The organism is Microbulbifer weihaiensis (assembly GCF_048323715.1).
Lineage (GTDB): Bacteria > Pseudomonadota > Gammaproteobacteria > Pseudomonadales > Cellvibrionaceae > Microbulbifer.
Genome location: NZ_JBLWFL010000008.1, coordinates 167,682 through 188,421, shown reverse-complemented (window position 1 = coordinate 188,421; position 20,740 = coordinate 167,682). Strand labels below are relative to the sequence as shown.

Annotated in this window: 20 protein-coding genes and 2 tRNA genes; 15 read left to right on the top strand and 7 right to left on the bottom strand. The window is 55.7% G+C overall.

Translation table 11 applies throughout. The annotated features are described in order from the left end of the window. The first annotated feature begins 1 nt into the window (after position 1). From ACNKU7_RS12160 to queF, 4 genes are all read left to right on the top strand, one after another. Positions 2–77 (top strand) — tRNA-Gly (locus ACNKU7_RS12160). 135 nt (positions 78–212) lie between these two features. Continuing rightward, entirely contained in the window at positions 213–1,154 is a 942-nt protein-coding gene (locus ACNKU7_RS12155) for an ABC transporter ATP-binding protein (protein WP_418297257.1), read from the top strand. Continuing rightward, complete coding sequence (locus ACNKU7_RS12150) at positions 1,151–1,924, top strand: ABC transporter permease (protein ID WP_418297256.1); 774 nt, start codon at positions 1,151–1,153, stop codon at positions 1,922–1,924. Before ACNKU7_RS12155 ends, ACNKU7_RS12150 begins: the two co-directional genes overlap by 4 nt. Positions 1,925–1,939: 15 nt before the next feature. Beyond that, positions 1,940–2,770 carry an NADPH-dependent 7-cyano-7-deazaguanine reductase QueF gene (gene queF, locus ACNKU7_RS12145; RefSeq protein ID WP_418297255.1) on the top strand — a complete coding sequence of 277 codons (831 nt, stop codon included), beginning with the start codon at positions 1,940–1,942 and terminating at the stop codon, positions 2,768–2,770. A gap of 90 nt (positions 2,771–2,860) precedes the next feature. Here the strand turns inward: queF and ACNKU7_RS12140 are convergent, their stop codons facing one another. Continuing rightward, complete coding sequence (locus tag ACNKU7_RS12140) at positions 2,861–4,255, bottom strand: adenylate/guanylate cyclase domain-containing protein (protein ID WP_418297254.1); 1,395 nt, start codon at positions 4,253–4,255, stop codon at positions 2,861–2,863. A gap of 367 nt (positions 4,256–4,622) precedes the next feature. On the opposite strand from ACNKU7_RS12140, the gene ACNKU7_RS12135 reads away from it, so the two are divergent. Beyond that, positions 4,623–5,189: a nitroreductase family protein gene (locus ACNKU7_RS12135; protein WP_418297253.1), complete on the top strand. Its 567-nt coding sequence runs from the start codon at positions 4,623–4,625 to the stop codon at positions 5,187–5,189. Between the two features lie 189 nt (positions 5,190–5,378). Further along, positions 5,379–5,466, top strand: a tRNA-Ser gene (locus tag ACNKU7_RS12130). Between the two features lie 244 nt (positions 5,467–5,710). Here ACNKU7_RS12130 and ACNKU7_RS12125 read toward each other — a convergent pair. Both ACNKU7_RS12125 and ACNKU7_RS12120 read right to left on the bottom strand, forming a co-directional pair. After that, complete coding sequence (locus ACNKU7_RS12125; protein WP_418297252.1) at positions 5,711–5,857, bottom strand: hypothetical protein; 147 nt, start codon at positions 5,855–5,857, stop codon at positions 5,711–5,713. 75 nt (positions 5,858–5,932) lie between these two features. Continuing rightward, positions 5,933–6,808, bottom strand: a complete 876-nt coding sequence (locus ACNKU7_RS12120) for a hypothetical protein (protein ID WP_418297251.1) — start codon at positions 6,806–6,808, stop codon at positions 5,933–5,935. 575 nt (positions 6,809–7,383) lie between these two features. On the opposite strand from ACNKU7_RS12120, the gene ACNKU7_RS12115 reads away from it, so the two are divergent. The 6 genes from ACNKU7_RS12115 (at position 7,384) to ACNKU7_RS12090 (ending at position 12,125) form a co-directional block, all read left to right on the top strand. Further along, positions 7,384–7,812, top strand: a complete 429-nt coding sequence (locus tag ACNKU7_RS12115) for a LexA family protein (RefSeq protein ID WP_418297250.1) — start codon at positions 7,384–7,386, stop codon at positions 7,810–7,812. Next, positions 7,809–9,089 (top strand): Y-family DNA polymerase, encoded by a 1,281-nt coding sequence (locus ACNKU7_RS12110; protein ID WP_418297249.1) that lies wholly within the window; start codon positions 7,809–7,811, stop codon positions 9,087–9,089. The genes ACNKU7_RS12115 and ACNKU7_RS12110 overlap by 4 nt, the downstream gene beginning before the upstream one ends. A gap of 658 nt (positions 9,090–9,747) precedes the next feature. Then, positions 9,748–10,533, top strand: coding sequence for a hypothetical protein (locus ACNKU7_RS12105; protein ID WP_418297248.1), 786 nt, complete (start codon positions 9,748–9,750; stop codon positions 10,531–10,533). Next, entirely contained in the window at positions 10,533–10,826 is a 294-nt protein-coding gene (locus ACNKU7_RS12100; protein ID WP_418297247.1) for a DUF4236 domain-containing protein, read from the top strand. The genes ACNKU7_RS12105 and ACNKU7_RS12100 overlap by 1 nt, the downstream gene beginning before the upstream one ends. Continuing rightward, positions 10,801–11,571: a hypothetical protein gene (locus tag ACNKU7_RS12095; protein WP_418297246.1), complete on the top strand. Its 771-nt coding sequence runs from the start codon at positions 10,801–10,803 to the stop codon at positions 11,569–11,571. Before ACNKU7_RS12100 ends, ACNKU7_RS12095 begins: the two co-directional genes overlap by 26 nt. Before the next feature lie 113 nt (positions 11,572–11,684). Next, positions 11,685–12,125, top strand: a complete 441-nt coding sequence (locus ACNKU7_RS12090; RefSeq protein WP_418297245.1) for a hypothetical protein — start codon at positions 11,685–11,687, stop codon at positions 12,123–12,125. Positions 12,126–12,687: 562 nt separating this feature from the next. On the opposite strand, the gene ACNKU7_RS12085 is transcribed toward ACNKU7_RS12090, so the two are convergent. Further along, on the bottom strand, positions 12,688–14,319 hold the full coding sequence (locus ACNKU7_RS12085; RefSeq protein WP_418297244.1) for a carotenoid oxygenase family protein: 1,632 nt from the start codon (positions 14,317–14,319) through the stop codon (positions 12,688–12,690). Positions 14,320–14,494: 175 nt separating this feature from the next. Between ACNKU7_RS12085 and ACNKU7_RS12080 the strand changes: the two genes are divergently transcribed. Beyond that, positions 14,495–15,049 carry a PadR family transcriptional regulator gene (locus tag ACNKU7_RS12080; protein ID WP_418297243.1) on the top strand — a complete coding sequence of 185 codons (555 nt, stop codon included), beginning with the start codon at positions 14,495–14,497 and terminating at the stop codon, positions 15,047–15,049. 58 nt (positions 15,050–15,107) lie between these two features. On the opposite strand, the gene ACNKU7_RS12075 is transcribed toward ACNKU7_RS12080, so the two are convergent. Further along, entirely contained in the window at positions 15,108–16,025 is a 918-nt protein-coding gene (locus ACNKU7_RS12075) for an alpha/beta hydrolase (RefSeq protein ID WP_418297242.1), read from the bottom strand. Positions 16,026–16,071: 46 nt separating this feature from the next. After that, the gene (locus tag ACNKU7_RS12070; RefSeq protein ID WP_418297241.1) at positions 16,072–17,079 is read right to left on the bottom strand and encodes an AraC family transcriptional regulator; all 1,008 of its coding nucleotides are present in this window, start codon (positions 17,077–17,079) and stop codon (positions 16,072–16,074) included. A 430-nt stretch (positions 17,080–17,509) separates the two neighbouring features. Here ACNKU7_RS12070 and ACNKU7_RS12065 point away from each other — a divergent pair, with 430 nt between their 5' ends. Next, entirely contained in the window at positions 17,510–18,301 is a 792-nt protein-coding gene (locus tag ACNKU7_RS12065) for an enoyl-CoA hydratase/isomerase family protein (protein ID WP_418297240.1), read from the top strand. Between the two features lie 36 nt (positions 18,302–18,337). After that, positions 18,338–19,312, top strand: coding sequence for an NAD(P)H-dependent flavin oxidoreductase (locus ACNKU7_RS12060; protein ID WP_418297239.1), 975 nt, complete (start codon positions 18,338–18,340; stop codon positions 19,310–19,312). A 30-nt stretch (positions 19,313–19,342) separates the two neighbouring features. On the opposite strand, the gene ACNKU7_RS12055 is transcribed toward ACNKU7_RS12060, so the two are convergent. Next, the gene (locus ACNKU7_RS12055) at positions 19,343–20,737 is read right to left on the bottom strand and encodes an FAD-dependent oxidoreductase (protein ID WP_418297238.1); all 1,395 of its coding nucleotides are present in this window, start codon (positions 20,735–20,737) and stop codon (positions 19,343–19,345) included. Between the last annotated feature and the right edge of the window lie 3 nt (positions 20,738–20,740).

The window sequence follows — 20,740 nt, the reverse complement described above, 5'->3', positions numbered from 1 at the left end:
GGCGGGAATAGCTCAGTTGGTAGAGCGCAACCTTGCCAAGGTTGAGGTCGCCGGTTCGAACCCGGTTTCCCGCTCCAAGTTTAAAGCCGCTCAATGAGCGGTTTTTTTTTGCCCGATTTTTGGTGCAGGGCAGCGCGCAACAGGCGCATGTTGAATTGTCGCCCTTTAGGGCGTTGAATAAGCCCTCACTATCACCGACACAGTTGGATTCCATGACTGCCGCACTCTCCATCCGCGATCTGCAGAAAACCTATGACAACGGGTTTCAGGCGCTGAAAGGCATCAGCTTTGACGTGCAGCCCGGCGATTTCTTTGCCCTGTTAGGCCCCAATGGCGCGGGCAAGTCCACCACCATTGGCATTCTCTGCTCCCTGGTGCGCAAGACCGGGGGCAGCGTGTCCATCTTCGGTATCGACATCGACAAGGACTTCCCCAAAGCCAAGCAGATGCTGGGTGTGGTGCCGCAGGAGTTCAATTTCAGCCAGTTCGAAAAGGTGTTTGACATCGTCTGCACCCAGGGCGGGTTTTACGGTATGCCACGGGCGCTGGCGGAAGAGCGCACCGAGAAATACCTGCGCAAGCTGGGGCTGTGGGACAAGCGCAATACCCAGGCGCGGATGCTGTCTGGCGGCATGAAGCGCCGCCTGATGATCGCCCGCGCGCTGATCCATGAACCCAGGCTGTTGATCCTGGATGAGCCCACTGCCGGGGTGGATATCGAGCTGCGCCGCTCCATGTGGGAATTCCTGCAGGAGATCAACGAGCGCGGCACCACCATCATCCTCACCACGCACTACCTGGAAGAGGCGGAGAGCCTGTGCCGGAACATCGCGATTATCGACAAGGGCGATATCGTGGAAAACACCTCGATCAAGTCGCTGATCAAGACCCTCAGCAGGGAAGTGTTCATTCTCGACACCCGCGAGTCCCTGGCGGAAGCGCCGGATTTCGGCGAGTTTGATGGCCGGCTGGTGGATGACCACAGCCTGGAGGTAACCGTGGAGAAGGGGCAGTCCCTGAGTGACCTGTTTGCCCACCTCAGTGCGCAGAATATTTCCGTGACCAGTATGCGCAACCGCGCCAACCGTCTCGAAGAGCTGTTTGTGTCCCTGCTCGCCGAAGTGAAGCAGGGCAAAGAAGGAGAGCCGTCGTGAATCCCGCTGCAATCTGGACATCCTTCTCGACGATTTTCCGCCGGGAAGTGCGCCGCTTTACCCGCATCTGGCCGCAAACGCTGGTGCCGCCAGTCATTACCATGTCGCTGTATTTCGTGATTTTCGGCTCGCTGATCGGCAGCCGTATCGGTGAAATGGGCGGTTATTCCTACATGGAGTTTGTGGTGCCGGGCCTGATCATGATGGCGGTGATCACCAACTCCTACGCCAATGTGGTGTCTTCGTTTTACAGTGCCAAATTCCAGCGCAGTGTCGAGGAGCTGCTGGTGTCACCGACACCCAACTGGGTGGTCATGGCCGGGTATGTGCTGGGCGGTGTGGCGCGCGGGCTGATCGTGGGGTTTGTGGTGACCATTATCGCCATGCTGTTTACATCCCTGTCTGTGCAGCATATTGGCATCACCATCCTGATCGTTTTCCTCACATCCGTGTTGTTTGCGCTGGCCGGCTTCATCAATGCGATCTTCGCCAACAGCTTTGACGATATTTCGATTATTCCCACATTTGTGCTGACGCCGCTGACCTATCTCGGCGGGGTCTTCTATTCCATCGATCTGCTGTCACCGTTCTTTCAGGGGCTGTCGAAGCTGAACCCGATTTTGTACATGGTGAATGCATTCCGCTACGGCGTATTGGGTGTTTCCGATATCAACGTGGTGTGGGCATTTACCGGTGTTCTGGTATTTATTGCGCTGCTGGCGGGCTGGGGATTGCACCTGATGCGCCACGGCAAGCGCCTGCGCCACTGAGGAGAGTCTGAATCTATGGATCGCGAAGACTGGCAAAACCTGCCGCTGGGGCAGGAGACCCGTTACGAATCCAGCTACAACCCCAAGCTGCTGCATCCGATCCCGCGGGCTGTATCCCGTGCGCAACTGGGCCTTGCCGGAGGCGCGCTGCCGTTTACCGGTGCCGACGAGTGGTGGGGCTTTGAGCTGTCGTGGCTGAGCCCGAAAGGGGTGCCGCAGGTGGCGGTAGCGCGGTTCCGCTTTGCGGCGTCGAGCCCGGCGATGATCGAGTCCAAATCGTTCAAGCTGTACCTCAACTCGTTTAACCAGACCGAGTTCGAATCGGCGGACGCGGTGCGAAAAGTGCTTGAGGCTGACCTGAGTGCGGCCGCTGGCAGCGATGTGGCAGTTACCCTGTTTGACGTGGAAGATGCGGCGCTGGCAGTGCACAAGCCGGCCGGTTTCTGCCTGGACAGGCTGGAAATCGAAACCCGGCAGTACCAGCCGGATGCGAGCCTGCTCAAGCTGGCCGCCAGTGGCGAAGTGGTGGAGGAAACGCTGTACAGCCACCTGCTGCGTAGTAACTGCCCGGTTACCGGCCAGCCGGACTGGGCTACGGTGTCGGTCGAATATAAGGGGCCGGCGCTGGATAGGGCGGCACTGCTGGCCTATGTCATCTCCTTCCGCGAGCACCAGGACTTCCACGAGCACTGTGTTGAGCGGATTTTCTGTGACCTGCAGCAACTGGCCGCGTTCGAGCACCTGACCGTGTGTGCGCGCTATACCCGTCGCGGCGGCCTGGACATCAACCCGCTGCGCACCACCACCGGTGAGATCGTATTTCCGGGGCGATTTGCGCGGCAGTAAGAGTTTTGGGCGGCTATTAGATTGGGTGAGAAAGGGATTGTATAAGGGCGTGAAACGCCGGGCCTGAAGCCCGGCCTTTCAGAAAGCGGTCTAGATGATGACCTTGCTCTTCAGGCGCGCCTGCGCCTGTTGCAGTGCCTGCAGAACCTTCTCTTTGTCGTAGTTGCGGATCTTGTCCAGGTCCAGGTGCATGGCGAAGCCCGGCGCGTGCTCCTCAAGGTAGCTCTGCTGGCCACCCAGGTTCTTGCGCAGGTCGGTAACGGAATAGACCTTGACCGGCGTACTGAAGCCTTTCACGCTGACATGTCCTTTGTCGCGACACATCACCGTCTGCTTGATCATTGCCCAGGTCTCGTGGCTGATCAGGATCTCGCCCGTCTCTGCCGCGCTTTCCAGGCGCGCCGCCAGGTTTACGTGGGTGCCCATAACCGTATAGGTCTGGTGGTCGGCGGTGCCGAACACGCCCACGGTGCAGTAGCCGGTATTGATGCCCATGCGGATCTGCAGAGGGTGGGAGATCCCCTGGTCGTACCACTCCTGCATCATCTCACTGACGCGCTTGCGCATCGCCAGAGCCATCGCCACGCAGCGCAGCGCATCTGACTTTGGCCCTTTGCTTTGGTCATCGCCAAACACCACCATCACCGCATCGCCGATGAACTTGTCGATGGTGCCGCCGTAGTGCGCCACGATGCGGGACATTTCCGTCAGGTAGCTGTTCAGCAGTCGGGTAAGGGTCTCGGCCTCCATCTCTTCGGTGAGCTGGCTGAAATCCTTGATGTCGGAGAAAAATACCGTGAGCAGCTTGCGCTCGGTGACGATCTCCTTTTCCTTGCCGGTGGTGACCGCGCGCCACAGGCGCTTGGGTAGGTAGCGCGACAGCTTGTAGCTGGCCAGGTTGGCGATGCGCTGTTCCTGCTGGAGCTGCTCGTTGGACGCTTTCAGTTTTGCGATTTGCTTGTGGGTATAGAACGCATACGCGCAGAAGTAGGTGAATACACCAATGAGGCTTGCCGCGCTGATATTCAGGTCGGCATTCACCACCAGCGCCGGGCGGTGCATAACGTAGCCGAGTCCCACACCGATCAGCATCGCGGTGTTGTGCTCAAACCAGCAGCGGCCACCGCCCTGGGTCAGGGCATTGAACTGCACCATGGTGAGAAACAGCAGGCTGGGCAGCAGGCTGAAATTGGACAGTGCCATCGCCATGCCGATGAGCAGGGCATCGCCAAACGCGAGCCAGCGCCGTACCTGCTCCGCGTTATCTGGCAGGCTGCGGCGAGTAATCTGATAAGCGATGGGGATGTAGGCCAGCAGCAGGGCGGCCATGGCCAGCTGCAACAGTGAGCCATCGCCCGGCAGCGACGACCAGTTGATGGTGTTCAGCAGCGTTCCTGACGCGGCAAAACAGATCAGTGTACGAAAGTAGAGCGGGTAACGGGATTCCGTATCGCGCCCTTTGGTTTCTGCGGCCAGATTCTGCATCAACTGGTTTCTTTATATTCGGTATAAAACAGCGGGCTGGAACAGGGCGGAAGTCACCCGGCACCCCGGTCGCAAACTTGCCGGATTCAGTGAGCAACTTTGCGGTCATGCATTTCTTTATTTGTCAGCGGCGGACAGCTTTGCCGCCTTCCGCGCCGCTTTTTTTAATCATTTAGTGGCATGCGTCACGGACAGGCGCAAAGTTTACCCTTGTAGGGATGGGAAAGCGACGCCTTCTTAGAAACTGGTTTCAATTGGTACGCATGTGCAGGCCGGAAGTTGCGGGAATTGAGTTAAAATCCCCGCTATTGAGTACCACCGCACAAATCGGCTGCGGTGACTGGGCAGTTAAAAACAGGAGTAGAACATGGACGCGCTGGCGGCATTGCACAACCGGGTTTCGATAGGTGTTTTGGCAGATCCGCCGCCAGATGCCGCGCAGCGTGAGAATATTTTCCGCGCCGCCCTGCGCGCAGCGGATCACGGCAACCTGCGCCCGTGGCGCTTCCTTGTGGTCGAAGGCGAAGCGCGTGACCGGTTGGGCGAAATCTATCTCCGCGCCACTGAGCAGGAATCCGGCGCAGCGCTGCCCGAGTCCCAGCGTGAGCGCACGCTCGCTATGCCGCTGCGGGCGCCCCTGATCGTAGTGGCCGTAACCCGCCTGCAGGAGCACCCGAAAGTCCCCTTCAATGAGCAGCGCATGTCGACTGCCGGCGCAGTGCAGGCCATGCTGACAGCCGCGTTTGCCGAAGGCGTGGGCGCATACTGGCGCACCGGCGCGCTGGCAGAGAACCGGCAAGTCGCCGACGCCCTCGGCCTGGCCGACAATGAAGAAATAAGCGGCTTCATCTACATGGGCACCCCCCAGAAAGCCCCGAGACCGGCACCCGAACTCGCCGTTGAAGATTATTTTGCCGAATGGAAAGGGGCGTGATTTCACACTCGGCGAACGACTGGCGTATTTTTTTTCGTTTTTCGCTTGCAACCCCCGTCGGCTTTTTGTAAAGTGCGCGCTCGCTGATCGGGGCGCTATGTTACTGATTAGCAAGGCAAAAAGCCGACGAGCACGCAGGCGTGTGGACGGGAAGCTCGAAAAAACTCCGTCGCTAACGCAATACAATTTGGTGAGGTGTCCGAGTGGCCGAAGGAGCACGCCTGGAAAGTGTGTATACGGAAACGTATCGAGGGTTCGAATCCCTCCCTCACCGCCAATAAACAAAAAAGCCCAGCTATATGCTGGGCTTTTTTGTTTGTCCGCGCTGTGGGCGGGTGAGAACCCTCGCGGTTCGATCAGCTCGCACCGCGAGTTGAGACCGAGGCGCCAGCCGAGCCCGCAGGGTCAAAACACGCTGAAGCGTGTTTTGAGTCCATCCCTCCCGTGTTTCCACTCCGAAGTTTTGCCGAGAAAAGGCTTTCTCGATACTCGTAAATCGCCGAAACGTTTTTTGAATTCCGTCATCTTACGTTCATAGCGAGATAAGCGGCGACACCAGTCTTCTTGGAATTTTTCCTATGGGACAGAGGAAAAAAGTCAGCAAGCGCTTGGTACAGTCCAATGGCGAGTGCATTGCGGCGTATCAAACCGGTTAACTCTCTTTTCATTGCGGCTCCTGCACTGGGCACTTTGAGGAGTTCATCGACACTGAGCGCCTGAGCCTGAAGCATGCGCTCAGCAACTTAGCCCAGCGGCGATGGATATGATGTATCTACCCCCTCTGGCTCAGGCTGGTCCGGTATCTCTTCCCACATCAGCATCCATTCCCGAAAGGTTTCCGTTGAGCTCCAAGGCCATCCTGAGTAGAAGGTAGCTCCTGCCTCGGTGATCTGTTCCCAGATAACCTTGAGTCTACGAGGTAGTTCAACTTGGTGTGTTTCCAGAACCCATCTTAAGTAATCCCAGTATTCAACACCCATGTCCAAGTTGGTATGGAAGTGTATCTCTGGATCGTCGAAATCACCGGATGACAACAGCCTGCGCCTAATCCAGATGGTATGTCCTTTGATGGCACCTGAGGTTTCATAGAGCGAGGGTTTTAGTTTGATTCCGTGTCTTTGCTCTAAAGTTTCGTGATGATCATTAAAGTCATGGAAGCAGTCGCGCAATGGGCTGCTGATATCTACTGCCCCGTCGTTGATGAATTCGTCGAAAGTAGGTGCTTCTTGAATTGTGTCTTCGTAGTGCAGCTTGAGTGCAGAAAACGGAGCATCATAACCAAATTTATCTTGCCGGCAGCAGTTACGATTGGCGAAGGTCGCTCCAGCAGATATCTTTACCTTTACATGCAGGCAAAGCCTTGAAGGGTTCATGGCGGCTTTAGAGAGTAGCTCCCTGAATTCTTCCCAGTAATGCTCATACCGAAAGCCGATATGACAGCTTTGGGCCCAGCAGCAATAGTGCCTATCTGAGTTAAAGGTGAGGGTGCAATATAGGTTATCTCCGTTAGCCGATACTTCTAGGTCGGGGAACGAGTATTGATACTTACACTGAAGCTTGCCCCAGAAACGATGCTGTTCGTTAACAAACTCCAGGAAGACATCTTGAAGGTTTTTCATCGGGAGTGCGTACAGCGGCGCTGCAGCGGGTTGATTTGTCGTGGGAAGTATAGCGCTGACTGGTCTCCTGAAGTAGAGATATCGGGCATGAAAACGTGTCTTGTGACGCCGTATCTCCACTCCAATGAGGGTGGGTAGGTCGCTTTAGGTGTCTGGTGAGAGGCCGTATATCTCCTCCATGTAGAAATAAATCCGTGCATCGTTGTCTTTCTTATTCGTCGGAGGCTGTGCCGCTCGTTGCTTGAAGCTCATTCTGAACTCAAGGGAACCGTACCGACTAAAGTCCAGTCAGTTCTGCTCATACAAGAGTGTTGACCGAAGTTCGTAGCTTGCCCAGAATACTGTATATGAATACAGTAGCGCCAATTCCCGTACCTTTCCTGCCTGTCGCTGTCTCAGCTGGATTTCCATCTCCAGCCGCTGCCTATTCTGCCAAGCCCTTGGTCTTGGACGACTGGCTCTGGCCGACACGTGCAGCTTGCCAGTTGTCCCCTTGGGGGAGTGATGGCCGTACATACCTCATGTTGGACTTGGCCATGCGACCCGTAGCTGGAGACCAGCTCTGGATTGCGGACATGGACGAGTTACTGGATTGGCCTTGTGAGCAGACGCCTGAGTCTGATATAGGCGTCGTGGTTGCCGCTACGATCCGCCTGTATCGTCGCCGGCCTGATCCCAGCCCCAAGCCTCAATCTGTCCATGACTGGTTAATCCGGCGCCCCTTTGCGACTTACCTGGTGAAAGCAGAGGGGCGCTCGATGAGTGATCACGGAATTCACCACGGTAGCCTTTTGGTTGTCGACCGTAGCTGTGATCTGCATGACGGTGACATTGTTATTGCGGGATGTGCCGACGGCTTCCTGGTTAAGCAGTACCGAACCAAGCCAGTTCGCTTGGTGGCAGGTAATACGGACTATCCCGACATCGTTCTGGAGCGAGCTCCACAATTTGACTTGGATGGAGTGGTGATCGCCAGCCTCACTCGCCATCGGGGGGCAGCATGAAGCGCTGGGATTTACAGGCCAATCAGGTCGCTCTTGTCGATGTAAACAACTTCTATGTGTCCTCCGAGAGAACCTTCGACCCAAGCCTCCGACACAAGCCCGTCGCCGTCTATTCCAACAACGACGGCTGTGTGATCGCTAGGTGTGCGGAGGTTAAAGCAATGGGGGTGAAGATGGGGGTTCCTGTCTTCGAGGTGAGGCAGTTATTCCGTGAGCGAGGAGTGGTTGCTCGAAGCAGTAACTACACCCTTTACCATGACATGTCCTGCCGATTCGTGTCGTCGCTGGAGCAGTTCTGCCCTGACGTTGAGCAGTACAGCATTGATGAGAGCTTCCTGCACTTCCACGGCTTTGGTGAACGGCTAGCATTGCATTGTCAACGGCTGGTGGCCTCCGTGCGCCAGTGGACGTCCATGCCATGCTGCGCTGGAATCGCCCCTACGAGAACGTTGGCGAAGGCCGCGAATCACTTTGCGAAGACGCTGGGTGTGCCTGGAGGAGTGCTACAGATCGGTAGTGAGTATCATCGACAACAACTTTTGATGCAGTTGCCGGTCGGTGAAGTCTGGGGTGTTGGGCGGCGATTGTCGAAGCGACTCGAAGCTATGGGCATTGGGACTGCCTGGGAGCTTTCCAACGCACACTTGCCGACCATACGGAAGGCGTTCGGTGTGACTCTTGAGCGCACCGTCAGGGAGTTACAGGGCACACCTTGCATAGAGCTTACCCCGATGGATCAAGCCAAGAATGAAATAGTTTCTGGTCGGACATTCGGCAAGTTGCTGCAAGACTTCGATGCTCTGATGGCCGCTGTGGCCAACCATGTATTGCTCGCAAGTGAAAAGCTTAGAGTTCAGCAGGGTGTGGCGGGGAGGTTGGTTGTGTCTGTTCAGAGGCGAGCACAAGGAAAAGAGTGGCGTGAGGTCTCTGCACACACTGAGTTGCGACCGGCGACTAATACTCCCCAAGTACTTGTGGGGGCCGCTCGAGGTTGTCTTCGAGATGTATTCGGTGAGCACTATGAGTACCGGAGGGCATCAATTATGTTGTCGTCACTTGAGGTTGAGTCGGAAGTGCAGAATGACCTGTTCGCGAGTTCTGGACACCGGGACGATGGAGTGGTGTCTGAATGCCTTGCTCTAATCAATGAGCGGTTTGGTAGGGGGAAGGTCGTTCTTGGTAGTGCCCGCTTGTCGTCCGACTGGGAAATGCAGCGGGCGTTTCTCTCACAAGATTTCACCGCCGACTTCAAAGCGCTACCTGTCGCGCATGCATAGGGCTGTCGAGCTAGTGCGCCGAGAGCGTCTCTGGTTAACGGGGGCAAATTGCTACACAATCTGGGATGAGAGTTTTACGCATTTGAACAAGGTGGCATTCCGGTATCAATGTAAGCAGCTGATTTATAAAGTTTTTTTGTTTGTCTGCGCTGTAGGCGGGTGAGAGCCATCGCGGTTCGATCAACTCGCACCAGCGCGTTTTGAGTCCATCCCTTCCGTACGCCCCTCCGATATTTCCCCTGCTCAGATCTAAGCCAGATCTCTTGAGTAATTACCTTTTTAACCCGAGTGGTCTTGTTCCAGGCGGCTTGATGTCTTTTGTGGGTGGTTTACCCGAAATCAGTAAGAGTCTTCTGTTTGCGCCCAGCCTGAACGGAGAGCCTTTACAGAGAGCGGAGGTGAGGGTTGCCGCAGGAAAGTAGCTGAGCTTCAGTGGTTTCAATTTTGCTATCGCTGCGTATCCGTATCGGATGCAATTTCGGTGGAGGTGCGCATTTACTGAGCAATCTGTTCTCAGGTCGGGCAAAAATGAAAAAAATACTTCTGAGAATTCCATCACAAAAACAAACCTGATATCGTTGAGGGAATTGGCGCCAATATCATCTTTCATCGGTGGCTGGCCTCAAAAAATAATTATAAAAAATAGGGTGGAGTCACTGTGATAAAGCATTGGCAAGAATACTCTGGTGAATTCATTAGTTGGTTGCGGGCACGCGCTTGGTCCGCTCCGGCTCTGGTGCTTGTGATCGCCGGCGTATACGCACTGCAGTTTTGGCCAGTGTTGTTCGGCACAGCTACCGTGTTTCTGGCGGCAATATTTCTAACGCCAATCTTCTTTGCAAAGTATCAACTCATTTCAACTTTCTACGACTCTGAAGAGAGTGACCTGTCTTTTCCCAGTCTTGGTGTAATGCTGAAAACTGCAGGCTCTGTTTGTGCTTTTTATATGCTGGGGTGGGGGTTGGCCTGTCCGGTAAAGCATAATGCTGCACTGATAGTGTCTTCCTATCTTTTCGTCATGTTGGCGGCATGCATGTTGTATTGGAATAAGTCTGCAAACCAGCGACAGCTTAGTCAGGTGTTACGCGTAACCCTGTTTAAGCACGGGTTGATTATCGGGTTTTTGTACTCGGGCGTTGTATTTTTCCTCAATGATGTGTCGATCTGGTCCTCGGTGATCAGTTTTTTTGATCGGGATCTTTGCGGTATATATCTGTCATTTCAGTCTGGTCTGGACTCCCTGGCCGGTATATTCCCGGAACCATTTGACACCATTTTAAAGCTTGTCTTTAACCTCAATATCGCGTTCGGTTTTATCTTTGTTCTTTACGCCTATTCGTTGATGCGGGTATGGGAACTGCTGCATGGGCCGGCGGAGAGTGTGGATGCTGAGGGCGGAGAGAGCTTAGCGCGCCCTGATCCAGTTAAAGTGGTCGGTAGCTGATGGTGCGGTTAAATTTTTACCGCAGGTTGCCGCTGATACCTGGACTCATATACCTGAACGTTTCTCGCAGGTCTCTCTCGCTCTCTGTGCGTGGCAGGGGCGTAGGGGTAACGTTTGGGCGGCGAGGAATCAGCTTTTCAGCTGGCCTGGTGGGTACAGGGATATCTGCGCGTGTGGAACTTCCATTTCCCAAAGTAAATTCCGATCAGGATGTTCAGTTGAATAACAATAACGATACTAGCCATAGAAAATTTCTCGGGGGAGCGGATGGCCAGAAAGAAATCGAAAGATGATGCGCTGCTGGTTTTGTTGATCATTCTGGTGGCCGCGGTGATAGCGGTCGTCTTGCTAACACCCGTTGTACTTGTGGCCGGGTTTGTACGTAATCAATTCCGTGCGCTCAAATATCGTCGGCGATTTGTGAATGAGCATGGAAGGGTGTGGTTGAATGAAAGGGAAAAGGAAGCGTTTTTAAAGTGGGTAGAAGACCTCCGTCGGGCCGAACTTGAGATCGACGAGGCTGTCGAAAAGGGCGAGCGTGAAGGCGTTTCCAGGAATGTGGATGGCACTTTCTCGGCGCGCAGCAAGCTGGGCAAGGAGTTGCGATCTATCATGGATAGATGTATGCCGTTGCGGCAGGAGTTATTTGATAATTTGGAGCGGCTACAGAAACTGCCACAAACCCGTTGGAACAAACTCAATCGATATACAGGTAAGGCGCATGCCTTTGCGTTTGGCTTGTTGGCCTGGTGTGGAGCCATGGGTTACTACATCATTGAGCAGGGGCGTCAGATCGGAGCTGACTTGCTGAACGTTTATTGGGCGTTTGCAACGAATATCCTCAGGGAGGACCGGCACGACCTTCCGTTATCCGGTTACGATATTGAGATGCTGTTGGTCAGCACTACAGCGGCTGTTGTCGCATATTGGCTTGGGCGACTGCTGTTCTTTAGAGCTGCCAGACGGTATGCGCCACGCCCTCAGCTAGTAACCGCCAAGAATATTGCTTCGTTTGGCGAGGATTACCTGAAGCCCTGACCGATTGTGAATTAGGTTAGGGGTTTTTAGTGGCATAATATCGTGTGCAAGGGGAGACCTGAGTCGGGCATCAAAAGGCCATTGAAATACCATTCATATAAAAAGGAAGTATCTTGAAAGTCTCTATTATGCTTATTGTTTTTTCTGCAATCTTAATCTCCGGTTGTGCAACGCAGCCTCCTAGTGCGGATGAAATTAAAGTCGCCCCCAGCGAGCGACTTTATAACAAAGATCTCCGCACGATGAGCAGTGACCGAACTATACCTGTAACCATTACTAGGGATGCAGGGTTTTTGGGGAGCTTGGCAACTGTGTTTTTGAAGATCGATGGCGAATATGTAGTGTGGCTAAATACGCGAGAAGAAATAACTATATATTTAGAGCCGGGTGGTTATGTCTTTGAGTTAGTTAATGCTCTTTGTCCGGATAGCCAATACTGCGTATTTCCGACAGATGTAACGATTAAGCCAGGATTTAAGAATAACTTTCGAATTCTATTTAACAACAGCAATGGGTTGATTCTTGCGAGGGCAAGCACCGCTGGGAGCATTTGACATAGATTTGCTTAGCTCAAATCTGACACACTTCCTTGAAAATAAGGGGGTTGCCGGATTTGATGTAGGTGAGCAGTCCTGACGACGAAGCCAGTGAAGGGAGTCAAACTTAGTATCAGGACCATCTGGGATCGCAAGATCCATTCTATATTTGGACATTGAAAGGCATTGGCTACGTATTCCAGCAAACCTATGTTGATACCTAAGCGAAGGTGTGTGCTGCAAGCTTTACACGACCTCGGCTCTTATCACCGTGGTGAACCTGATGAATGACGGAGTGCTGCCGTTCGATGCCTCTCAGGAGCTACCTGTAATTCGCATCTTGACCGATCTTGACACCGAGTGCTATGGCAAGCTGGAGTTGCACGATAATCAGATGTACCTGAGCGTGAATGAAATCAAGCATGCCAAGACGAAAGACCGTCACTGTCTTCGAATGCGTCGAAAAACGATTCTACAGGCGTTCTACCAGCCCTCATTGTTGTGCAACATATACGGGTCAATAGAAGAGTTGCACAACCAACCGAAAACTCACCGCACCCCTTTTTAGTTGTGTACTCTGCTATGCGGGATGTTTCAGCTGCCCCAGCTGCACATTGCTAAGCCAACAACCGTGCACACCAAATGGAACCCGTTGCGGCAGGTGCAGGCGCGCGAGTTCGGTCATGTTGCGGGCATCCAGTACCAGTAAGTGGGCCCGGTCTTCGGCCATCAGCAGGTCGATGATGTAGCCGTCGTCTTCCCCTGTGGCGTCGGGCCTGGCTACAAAGAGTGCTTCACCACCGTAGTATTCACCATAATCGAAGTACTCGAGTTCGCGCTCTTCCAGCAGGTCGTACTTCAGCACCCCTTTGCCCATAATGCCGCCGCTCTGCTGCTCGTCCAGCAGGTATGCATAGCGGTTCTGTCGGCCCGTGTAGGCGGTGTTGTAGGTTGGTCGCTCATAGAAATGGTCGAGCAGTTTTCGCTGTTCGGTGACTTCCCCTGTTTCCAGGTTGAAGCGGAATTTGTGCAGGTACGCGTGCGGTTCGTCGGACGAGTGTATGGGGACGGTCGCCGGGTATTCTCGGAATACGGGCGCGAACAGCACAATGTCCGTGCCGCCGTCGGCCCTGGTTTCCTCCCAGCCGTTGATCACGTGCCAGATATGGCCGGGCAGGTCGGTGGTGAACCATCGAATGGGTTTGCCGTCCTGGTGGTCGCGGGCTATGACGCCGAATCGCAGTTTGTGGTCGGGATCAAAAAAGAACGGGCTTCCGCTGCTGCCTGTGAGGGCTTTCATGTCGCTGCGCAGAGAAACGTCTGGGAACACCGAGTAGCGTTCGGTGAGGAAGTAATCATGCAGGAAGCCAATGGCCGGTTCTGCGCTGAGAAGCTCGCTGAAGCGGCTGAGCTTGCCCTCGGTGAGCTGGCCAAAGTGCACTTTGCCGGAGCGTATGTCTGTGCTGTACCAGTACCAGTCGCCGGTGGCCGGGTCTATCTTGGGGTGTGCGGTAAAGGGCGCGCCGAGCTGGCCGCTGAAATCTTCAATATAGCCGGTGCCCGGTAGCACCAGTCGTCCGTTTTCGATGCGGGTGTCGAGAACGAAAGGCCGGCAGGTTTCCTGCAGGCAGTAGAGTTTGTCGTGATGAAATTGAATGGCCGTTGTGTTGGAGCCATTGTCCAGATCCGGGATGGCCGGGATCAGCCCGCGGCGTTTTTCCATGGCTTCTGCCAGCACCTTGAATAGTGCGGCCTTGCCACCACCGGCAATATCGCCGAACTCGGCATAGAGTTCCCGGCCCAGTGTTTGCTGCGCTTCGAATCTGGGTGTGCGTATATAGCAGTTGGAGTAGGTGGCCTTTCCGTCCAGTATCTGTATCTGGTGAAGCATGCCCGCACCGTTGAACATATGCCGGCGGGACTGGATCTGGTCAAACTGGTAGTTGGTGCCATTGCGTAAATAAACACCTTCCAAATCCTTTGGCAGGCAACCTTCCACTTTAACCTGCTCGTGTTCCAGCTCTTCCCGCACGGGCAAAAATCCTGGGAGGGAATAGTCGCTTTTACCGTTATGGGTATCGAGGTCGAGGCTGTCGTTGGCGCGGGCCCGCACCATCGCCAATACCTGGCGCGGATAGGCCAGGTAGATTCCCACGAGCAATAGCGCGATGCCCATTAGTGCACTGGCACTGATCAGGAGAAATGAAGACACGGTGGTTCCCTCCATGTGAACCGGCCGCACTTCCCGCACCGTTGTTGCCGGCACAGCAGAAGTGGGCACAGCAAAGTTTTATTTATGGTCGCCAAGCAGAATAAGCGCGGATTCTTACATATGCAACATGTATCATATGTGTTTGATGCGCAGATATGAGCAAGGAGAAGTGGCGTTGTCGTTGAAACACGTGATTCTGGTCAGCCTGGCGAACGGTTCGGCTACCGGCTATGAGATCAATGGGCAGTTCGCGGCGGGTCTGGGCAGGCTCTGGAATACCAGTCACCAGGCGGTCTACCGTGCCCTGGCATCGATGCAAAAGGAGGGGCTGGTTTCCTTCACGGAAGCGCGGCAAACCAGCAAGCCGGATAAAAAAATCTACCAGATCACCGATGCTGGCAGGCAGTGCCTCGACCGGTGGCTGCTGAAACCGCAACCCCCAACCCAGCTGAACGAAGATCTCATGATCAAATTCTTCGCCGGGGAGATGTGCCCGACGGATCGGCTGCGGGATCAGGTGAGCGAGCACCTCCAGTACCACCGCCAGAACCTGGCGTCCCTGGAGATGATCGAGCAGCAATATCAGGAGGGGGAGCGCCCGTTGAGCCGCCGCGCCAGAATCCAGCAGCTAACGCTGCGCCGCGGGATTCTTACGGAACGCGCCCGGGTGGCGTGGTGTCTGGAGGCGATCGCCTTGCTCAGTTCAATGCTGGAACTCGAACTGGCCTAGGCGGATACACAGCCGCTATAGCCGCTATAGCCGCTGGCGCCAGTCGACAGGCTGGCGGTTATGGCAAGCGCCTAGCAATATTGGTCAGTAATTGCCGGATCTCGGCATCCACGCCCGGCATGCACATAAACCCGTGAATCATGCCCACCGCCTGCTGCAGGTGCACGCTGTTGCCCGCCTGTTGCAGTTTTTCGGCGAACAGATTCCCTTCATCCAGAAGCGGGTCGAACTCCGCCACAACAATGTGGGTCTGTGGCAGGTTGGAAAGGTCGGTGCTCAACAGTGGCGCGGCCAGGCCACTGGGACTTGTGTCACCTTGCAGGTAGTGACCCCAGTAAAACGCCATCATTTCGCAGCTGAGAAAATACTCGCCACTCCCGAAGTGTTTGTAGCTTTCGTTGTCCGCGGGAAGATTCACGGTAGGGTACAACAGCAGTTGTGCATCGATGGCTGCACCGCCGCGCTCGCGGGTCATCAGGCTGACTGACGCGCACAGGCAAGCGCCGGCGCTGTCGCCGGCAAGCAGCAGGGAGGCATCCGCTGATGCAAACTCGGCGCGGTTTTGCGCAGCCCACTGCACCGCTGCGTAGCAGTCCTCCGGTGCGGCGGGGAACGGGTGTTCTGGTGCAAGGCGGTACGCCACGGAAATGACCGCGCTGTCCAGCGTTTGGCACAGGCGGCGGCACAGGCCGTCATGGGAATCCAGCGTGCCCACTACAAAGCCGCCGCCGTGAAAGAAAACGGTCAAGCGGTTGCTGTGCTGGGACTGGGGCAGGTAGAGCCGCGCTTCCAGCGGGCTCTCGGCACCGGGAACCTGCAGCTCGCGGATTTCGCCGATCTCGACAGGTTCAACCGGTAGCGGGGTGTCGAAGATGCTCCGCATGGTGGCCGCATCCATGGAGCTGACGGGCGGGAGGGGCAAATCCCTGAACGCGGCAATGAAAGCCTGAATGGCGGGATGTAGCTGCGATGCCATGGTGATTTCCTTTTCTCAATTTCGGGTGATCCAACAGTCACTGCAGTCAAACAAGGTCTTTGCGGTAGGTCAGCGGCGTTACTCCCGTCCACATTTTAAATGCCCGGATGAAGGCGCTGGCTTCTGAAAATCCGGTTTTTTGCGCGATATATTCAATCGAATATTTTTTTCTGGCTAGGTGGTTGATGGCGATATCCCTGCGGAGCTGTAGTTTCAGGTCACTGTAGGTGAGGCCTTCATCATTCAGTAGCCGGCGAAGGCGTTTGGGGTTCTGCTCAAGTGTGCTGGCGATTTCTTCAAACGTGGGCAGTTTGCTCAGGTCACTGCCGATCAGCGCCTTTATGCGCTGGTGCCAACTGGTGGCCTGAAAGCTGTTCACCAGGAAGTTGTACAGTGGCTTGCGCAGAAACTCGGCCAGTGTGTCGGGTGTTTGCGCTACCGGCATTTGCAGCAACTTCCGGCTGAATACCAGCTGGCATTCCTGCGCGCCAAATTTGGCGGGCGCGCCGGCGAGCAGCGCACTGTATTCGCCAATATGCTCCGGCTCGGGATAGGGGAGGGCGACCCGTTGCAGCGGTATGTTCGACTTGGTCAGCCAGCACAGCTGCCGATGCAGGCTAAAAGCAAAGAGTTCATAGGCGAACGGGGCAGGGGGGGTAGCGTTTCCTGCTGCCGGGCGTATGGCCAGTATTGCCTCTTCATCGGCAATGGTCAGTTCCAGCAGGAAACTCTTCTCCACAATGGCGAAAAACAAGCTGCATCTCTTCAGCACCTGCCCAAGGTTCCGGCAGCGTATAAGCCAGTGGCACAGGGCTGACCACTGCCCGATGCGGCTTGGCTGGGGGCAGTAGCCGAGCATTTCATCACCCATCTCGCGCATGGTCAGCGTCTGCAGCCTTGCGTATTGCTCGGCGCTGACCCTGGCCTGGCTTCCCTGTAAAAGCCTCGGTGATATCCGGCTGCGGCGCAACAGCTGGCTGCTGTCCAGGCCGTATTGTTTCGCGTGCCTGATTACCGATTTGACGAAATACAGTGGTATTGAAATGTCCGCCATATTTTTTTCCGGTTTGGCTCAGATTACGCCTGGCTGGGCTTTAGGTTTTGCACATTTACCGCACCGTTTATCTTCGGAAACTACCTTGTACCCAAAATATCTATTTCTGTCCATTATCGTCATTGTTTTGCTGGTGGACGTGCAAGTTAATAGGTAAAAATGTTGAGTGCACCTGCCCGATAACAGGATCAGGAAAACACTTGATGAATGGCATGATGGTCTCGTTTTTCATTAAAGACCATGCAGGAGAAGGTTCTTTTTCAGGGGTCAACTTCATAGCCTTATGGCTAGGTAAATGTTGGCAATTAAGTGTTGTGTCTGCGTGCATGGAGCGTTGTTTCGGTCAGGTTGCTGGCCATTTTTTTTATGTGTCACTGTTGCCCGTTACTGTCAAAAAATCCCAACTCACCGTCGGAGTGGAGTCAGGCCAATGAGAACATTTGAAACCGTCGATTACCGCGTAGAAGAACGTGTGGCTTTGATCACCTTGAATCGCCCCCAGTCAAGAAATGCGTTGAACGCACAGTTGCGGGCCGAGCTGTATCAGGCCGTAACGCGAGCGAACAATGACCGGGACGTAAGGGTTGTTATTCTCGCTGGCGCCGGCCCGGGCTTTTGTGCCGGCGCAGATCTGGCGGAGCAGTACCCGGACGCCGACCAGGATGGGTTTATCACACAGCAGCTCAGAACCGAGTATCACCCCATTTTGCAGGGCATTATTGAATCGCCCAAGCCGTTCATCTGCGCCGTCAACGGTGCCGCGGCGGGCATTGGTGCGGCCATTGCCCTTTGTTGCGATTTGGCGGTGATGGCTGAAGACGCCTTTTTCTATTCTGCATTCGCGGCAATCGGGCTGGTCCCGGATGGCGGCAGCCACTGGTTCCTGAGCCGCTACCTGGGGGGCAAGCGGGCCTTCGAGATGATCGCCGAATCCCGCCGCCTGAGCGCATCGCGCTGCCTCGAGCTCGGACTGGTAAATCGGGTAGTTGCATCGCCGCACCTGCTTGAAGAAACCCTCGGTTGGGCAAAATCACTTGCGGAAAAGGCGCCGTTGGCAATGCAGTACAGCAAGCAGTTGTTGCGCGAGGTACCAGGTCTCAGCCTGGCCCAGACGATGGACCGGGAGGCACAGGTGCAAAATATTCACTACCGCAGTGAGGACTTCAAGGAAGGCGCCACGGCATTCTTTGAAAAACGGCAGCCGCGCTTTACCGGCAAGTAAGGCTCTCCCCACAGGAAGTTAACGCAAGGGCGTGACATGAAGACACGAATTACGGAACTCTTTGGCATTCGCTATCCCATTATCCAGGGAGGCATGATGTGGGTGGGGCGCGCGGAGCTGGCCGCGGCCGTGTCCAACGCCGGCGGGCTCGGGATATTGACCGCACTTACCCAGCCCACACCGGAAGCACTCAGGCAGGAGATAGCGCGCTGCAGGTCAATGACGGACAAACCGTTCGGGGTCAACCTGACACTTCTGCCCTCGATAAAGCCGGTTCCGGTTGATGAGTACGTTGCGGCGATCATCGACAGCGGTGTGACGATTGTCGAGACCGCGGGCCGCAGCCCCGAGCCGTATATGGCCGCATTCAAGCGCGCCGGAGTCCGTGTCATTCATAAATGTACTTCGGTTCGCCATGCACTCAAGGCTGAGCGGATCGGGTGCGATGCGGTGAGTGTCGATGGGTTTGAGTGTGCGGGTCATCCAGGTGAAGACGACATACCAAACCTGGTCCTGTTGCCGGTGGCATTCTCCCGGCTGAAGATTCCCATGGTGGCTTCTGGCGGTATCGGTACGGGGGCGCAGATGGCAGCCGTGATGGCGCTTGGTGCTGAGGGAATCAACATGGGCAGCCGCTTTGTGGCTACTGTGGAGGCGCCGGTTCACGAAAATATGAAGCGCGCGATGGTGGACGCGGACGAGAACCAGACCACGCTGATGCTGCGCAGCCTGAACAACACCTGCCGGGTCTTCAAAAACCCGATCTCGGCCGAGGTTACCAGTATCGAGGCGCGGCCGGGGCAGACAGATTTCTCTGATCTGCAGCCGCTGGTTTCTGGCCAGCGCGGGCGCGAGCGCTGCATTGAAGCGGGTGAAATCGACGATGGGATCTGGACCGTGGGCATGGTCATGGGCCTGATCGACGATATTCCCACCTGTGCCGAGCTGATTGAGCGTATGGTAGCGGAAGCGCGCGCCGCCTCAGCCAGGATTACTGAGGCGTTGCGCTGAGTTAGACGATTGATTTTTTGCGCCGGGGTGTCACGTCATCAATGGTGGTGACACCCGGGCGAGGAAGTCCTGTTCTTTTGTGCATTCTCCCGTCAGCGCGAAGCCCGCGATTTCGCCGTCCGTCTTTCTGAAGACCGCCTTTACTCCGGTTGGAGTGCTTTGTTCAATAACCCACTCACCAATGACCTGCTGCTCCGGCGGGCTTGTTACCACCGGGTAGAGCGTCGTTTTGATCGCGACCGGCATGGCGCCATAGCGAACTACCGTTGGTTCACCTGTGAGTGTGTGTGCAAGGGCGCGTGCACAGGCCATCAGCGGTGCCACATAGAGCCTGAGCTGCCCATCGACCTCGGCACAATCGCCGAGCGCAAAAATATCGGCATCGCTGGTCTGCAGCGTTCGGTCTACGCAGATGCCCCGGCGGGTCGCGAGCCCTGCCGCTGCGGCGAGCTCGACCCGTGGCCGCAAGCCGATCGCCGACAGCACAATATCGGCCTCAAGCAACTGACCGTTTGCCAGTCGGGCAAGCACGCCGCCACCATACGCGGGGCTCAACTTCTTCACGGTGGTGTTGAAGTGGAAGTGAGCACCGGCCGCTTCCATGGCGGCCTGCACCGACAACGCTGCCGTGGCTGGCAGCAGCCCGGACAGCAGGCCGGGCATTGGATCGACCACGTCAACCTCATAATCCGCAAGAGTCAGGTCATTGGCGTATTCGCACCCGATCAGGCCGGCACCGATGATGAGTACTTTCCTGGCACCCTTGATAGCCGCGTGAAAGTGACGGTAGTCCGTCAGGTCGTTGATCTGGTAAATACTGCCGATGGATTTTGCCGGCAGCGGCACCTCGACGGCAGCGGCACCTGTGGCCAGTACCAGCTTGCCGTAGGGGATGGATCTCGAACCGGCGACCACCAACCTCTGTTCGCGGTCGATAGCAATGACCTTGGTGAATGGCAGAACTTCGATATTCAGCTGCCGCGCCATCTCGTCTGCGGTGGCGGTGACCAATTCTGCGGGACTTTTGCCTTTGTGGAATGCGGTGGAAAGCTGTGGCTTATAGTAGAAACTGCCGTCGTCTGCGGTGATCAGCACAACCGGCAGCGCATTGTCGAGCTTGCGGATTTCCTTGGCCAGGTTGTACCCGGCGAGGCCGGAGCCGATGATGACAACGGGGCGTGCGGCTTCCGCTGCCTGGGCCTGGGCAGAAGTCTCCTGCTCGGTGGGTAGTGCTTCTGCTGGTGCGGAAGTGGCCACGATCACCATCTCGAAGTCCTGTTTACCGACACCGCAGTCCGGGCACAGCCAGTCATCGGGCACCTGTTCCCAGCGTGTTCCCGGCTCAATCCCATCCTCGGGCGAGCCTTTCGCCTCGTCGTAGACCCAGCCGCACACCAGGCACTCCCAAACCTTGTAATTCTCCATAGC

What these genes read in the sequence shown, in the direction of transcription:
- ACNKU7_RS12070 (WP_418297241.1), bottom strand. Translation starts at nt 17,079, where the DNA reads ATGGCGGACATTTCAATACCACTGTATTTCGTCAAATCGGTAATCAGG.
- ACNKU7_RS12065 (WP_418297240.1), top strand. Translation starts at nt 17,510, where the DNA reads ATGAGAACATTTGAAACCGTCGATTACCGCGTAGAAGAACGTGTGGCT.
- ACNKU7_RS12120 (WP_418297251.1), bottom strand. Translation starts at nt 6,808, where the DNA reads ATGAAAAACCTTCAAGATGTCTTCCTGGAGTTTGTTAACGAACAGCAT.
- ACNKU7_RS12135 (WP_418297253.1), top strand. Translation starts at nt 4,623, where the DNA reads ATGGACGCGCTGGCGGCATTGCACAACCGGGTTTCGATAGGTGTTTTG.
- ACNKU7_RS12100 (WP_418297247.1), top strand. Translation starts at nt 10,533, where the DNA reads ATGGTGCGGTTAAATTTTTACCGCAGGTTGCCGCTGATACCTGGACTC.
- ACNKU7_RS12060 (WP_418297239.1), top strand. Translation starts at nt 18,338, where the DNA reads ATGAAGACACGAATTACGGAACTCTTTGGCATTCGCTATCCCATTATC.
- queF (WP_418297255.1), top strand. Translation starts at nt 1,940, where the DNA reads ATGGATCGCGAAGACTGGCAAAACCTGCCGCTGGGGCAGGAGACCCGT.
- ACNKU7_RS12125 (WP_418297252.1), bottom strand. Translation starts at nt 5,857, where the DNA reads ATGAAAAGAGAGTTAACCGGTTTGATACGCCGCAATGCACTCGCCATT.
- ACNKU7_RS12055 (WP_418297238.1), bottom strand. Translation starts at nt 20,737, where the DNA reads ATGGAGAATTACAAGGTTTGGGAGTGCCTGGTGTGCGGCTGGGTCTAC.
- ACNKU7_RS12140 (WP_418297254.1), bottom strand. Translation starts at nt 4,255, where the DNA reads ATGCAGAATCTGGCCGCAGAAACCAAAGGGCGCGATACGGAATCCCGT.
- ACNKU7_RS12095 (WP_418297246.1), top strand. Translation starts at nt 10,801, where the DNA reads ATGGCCAGAAAGAAATCGAAAGATGATGCGCTGCTGGTTTTGTTGATC.
- ACNKU7_RS12110 (WP_418297249.1), top strand. Translation starts at nt 7,809, where the DNA reads ATGAAGCGCTGGGATTTACAGGCCAATCAGGTCGCTCTTGTCGATGTA.
- ACNKU7_RS12155 (WP_418297257.1), top strand. Translation starts at nt 213, where the DNA reads ATGACTGCCGCACTCTCCATCCGCGATCTGCAGAAAACCTATGACAAC.
- ACNKU7_RS12115 (WP_418297250.1), top strand. Translation starts at nt 7,384, where the DNA reads ATGGACGAGTTACTGGATTGGCCTTGTGAGCAGACGCCTGAGTCTGAT.
- ACNKU7_RS12075 (WP_418297242.1), bottom strand. Translation starts at nt 16,025, where the DNA reads ATGGCATCGCAGCTACATCCCGCCATTCAGGCTTTCATTGCCGCGTTC.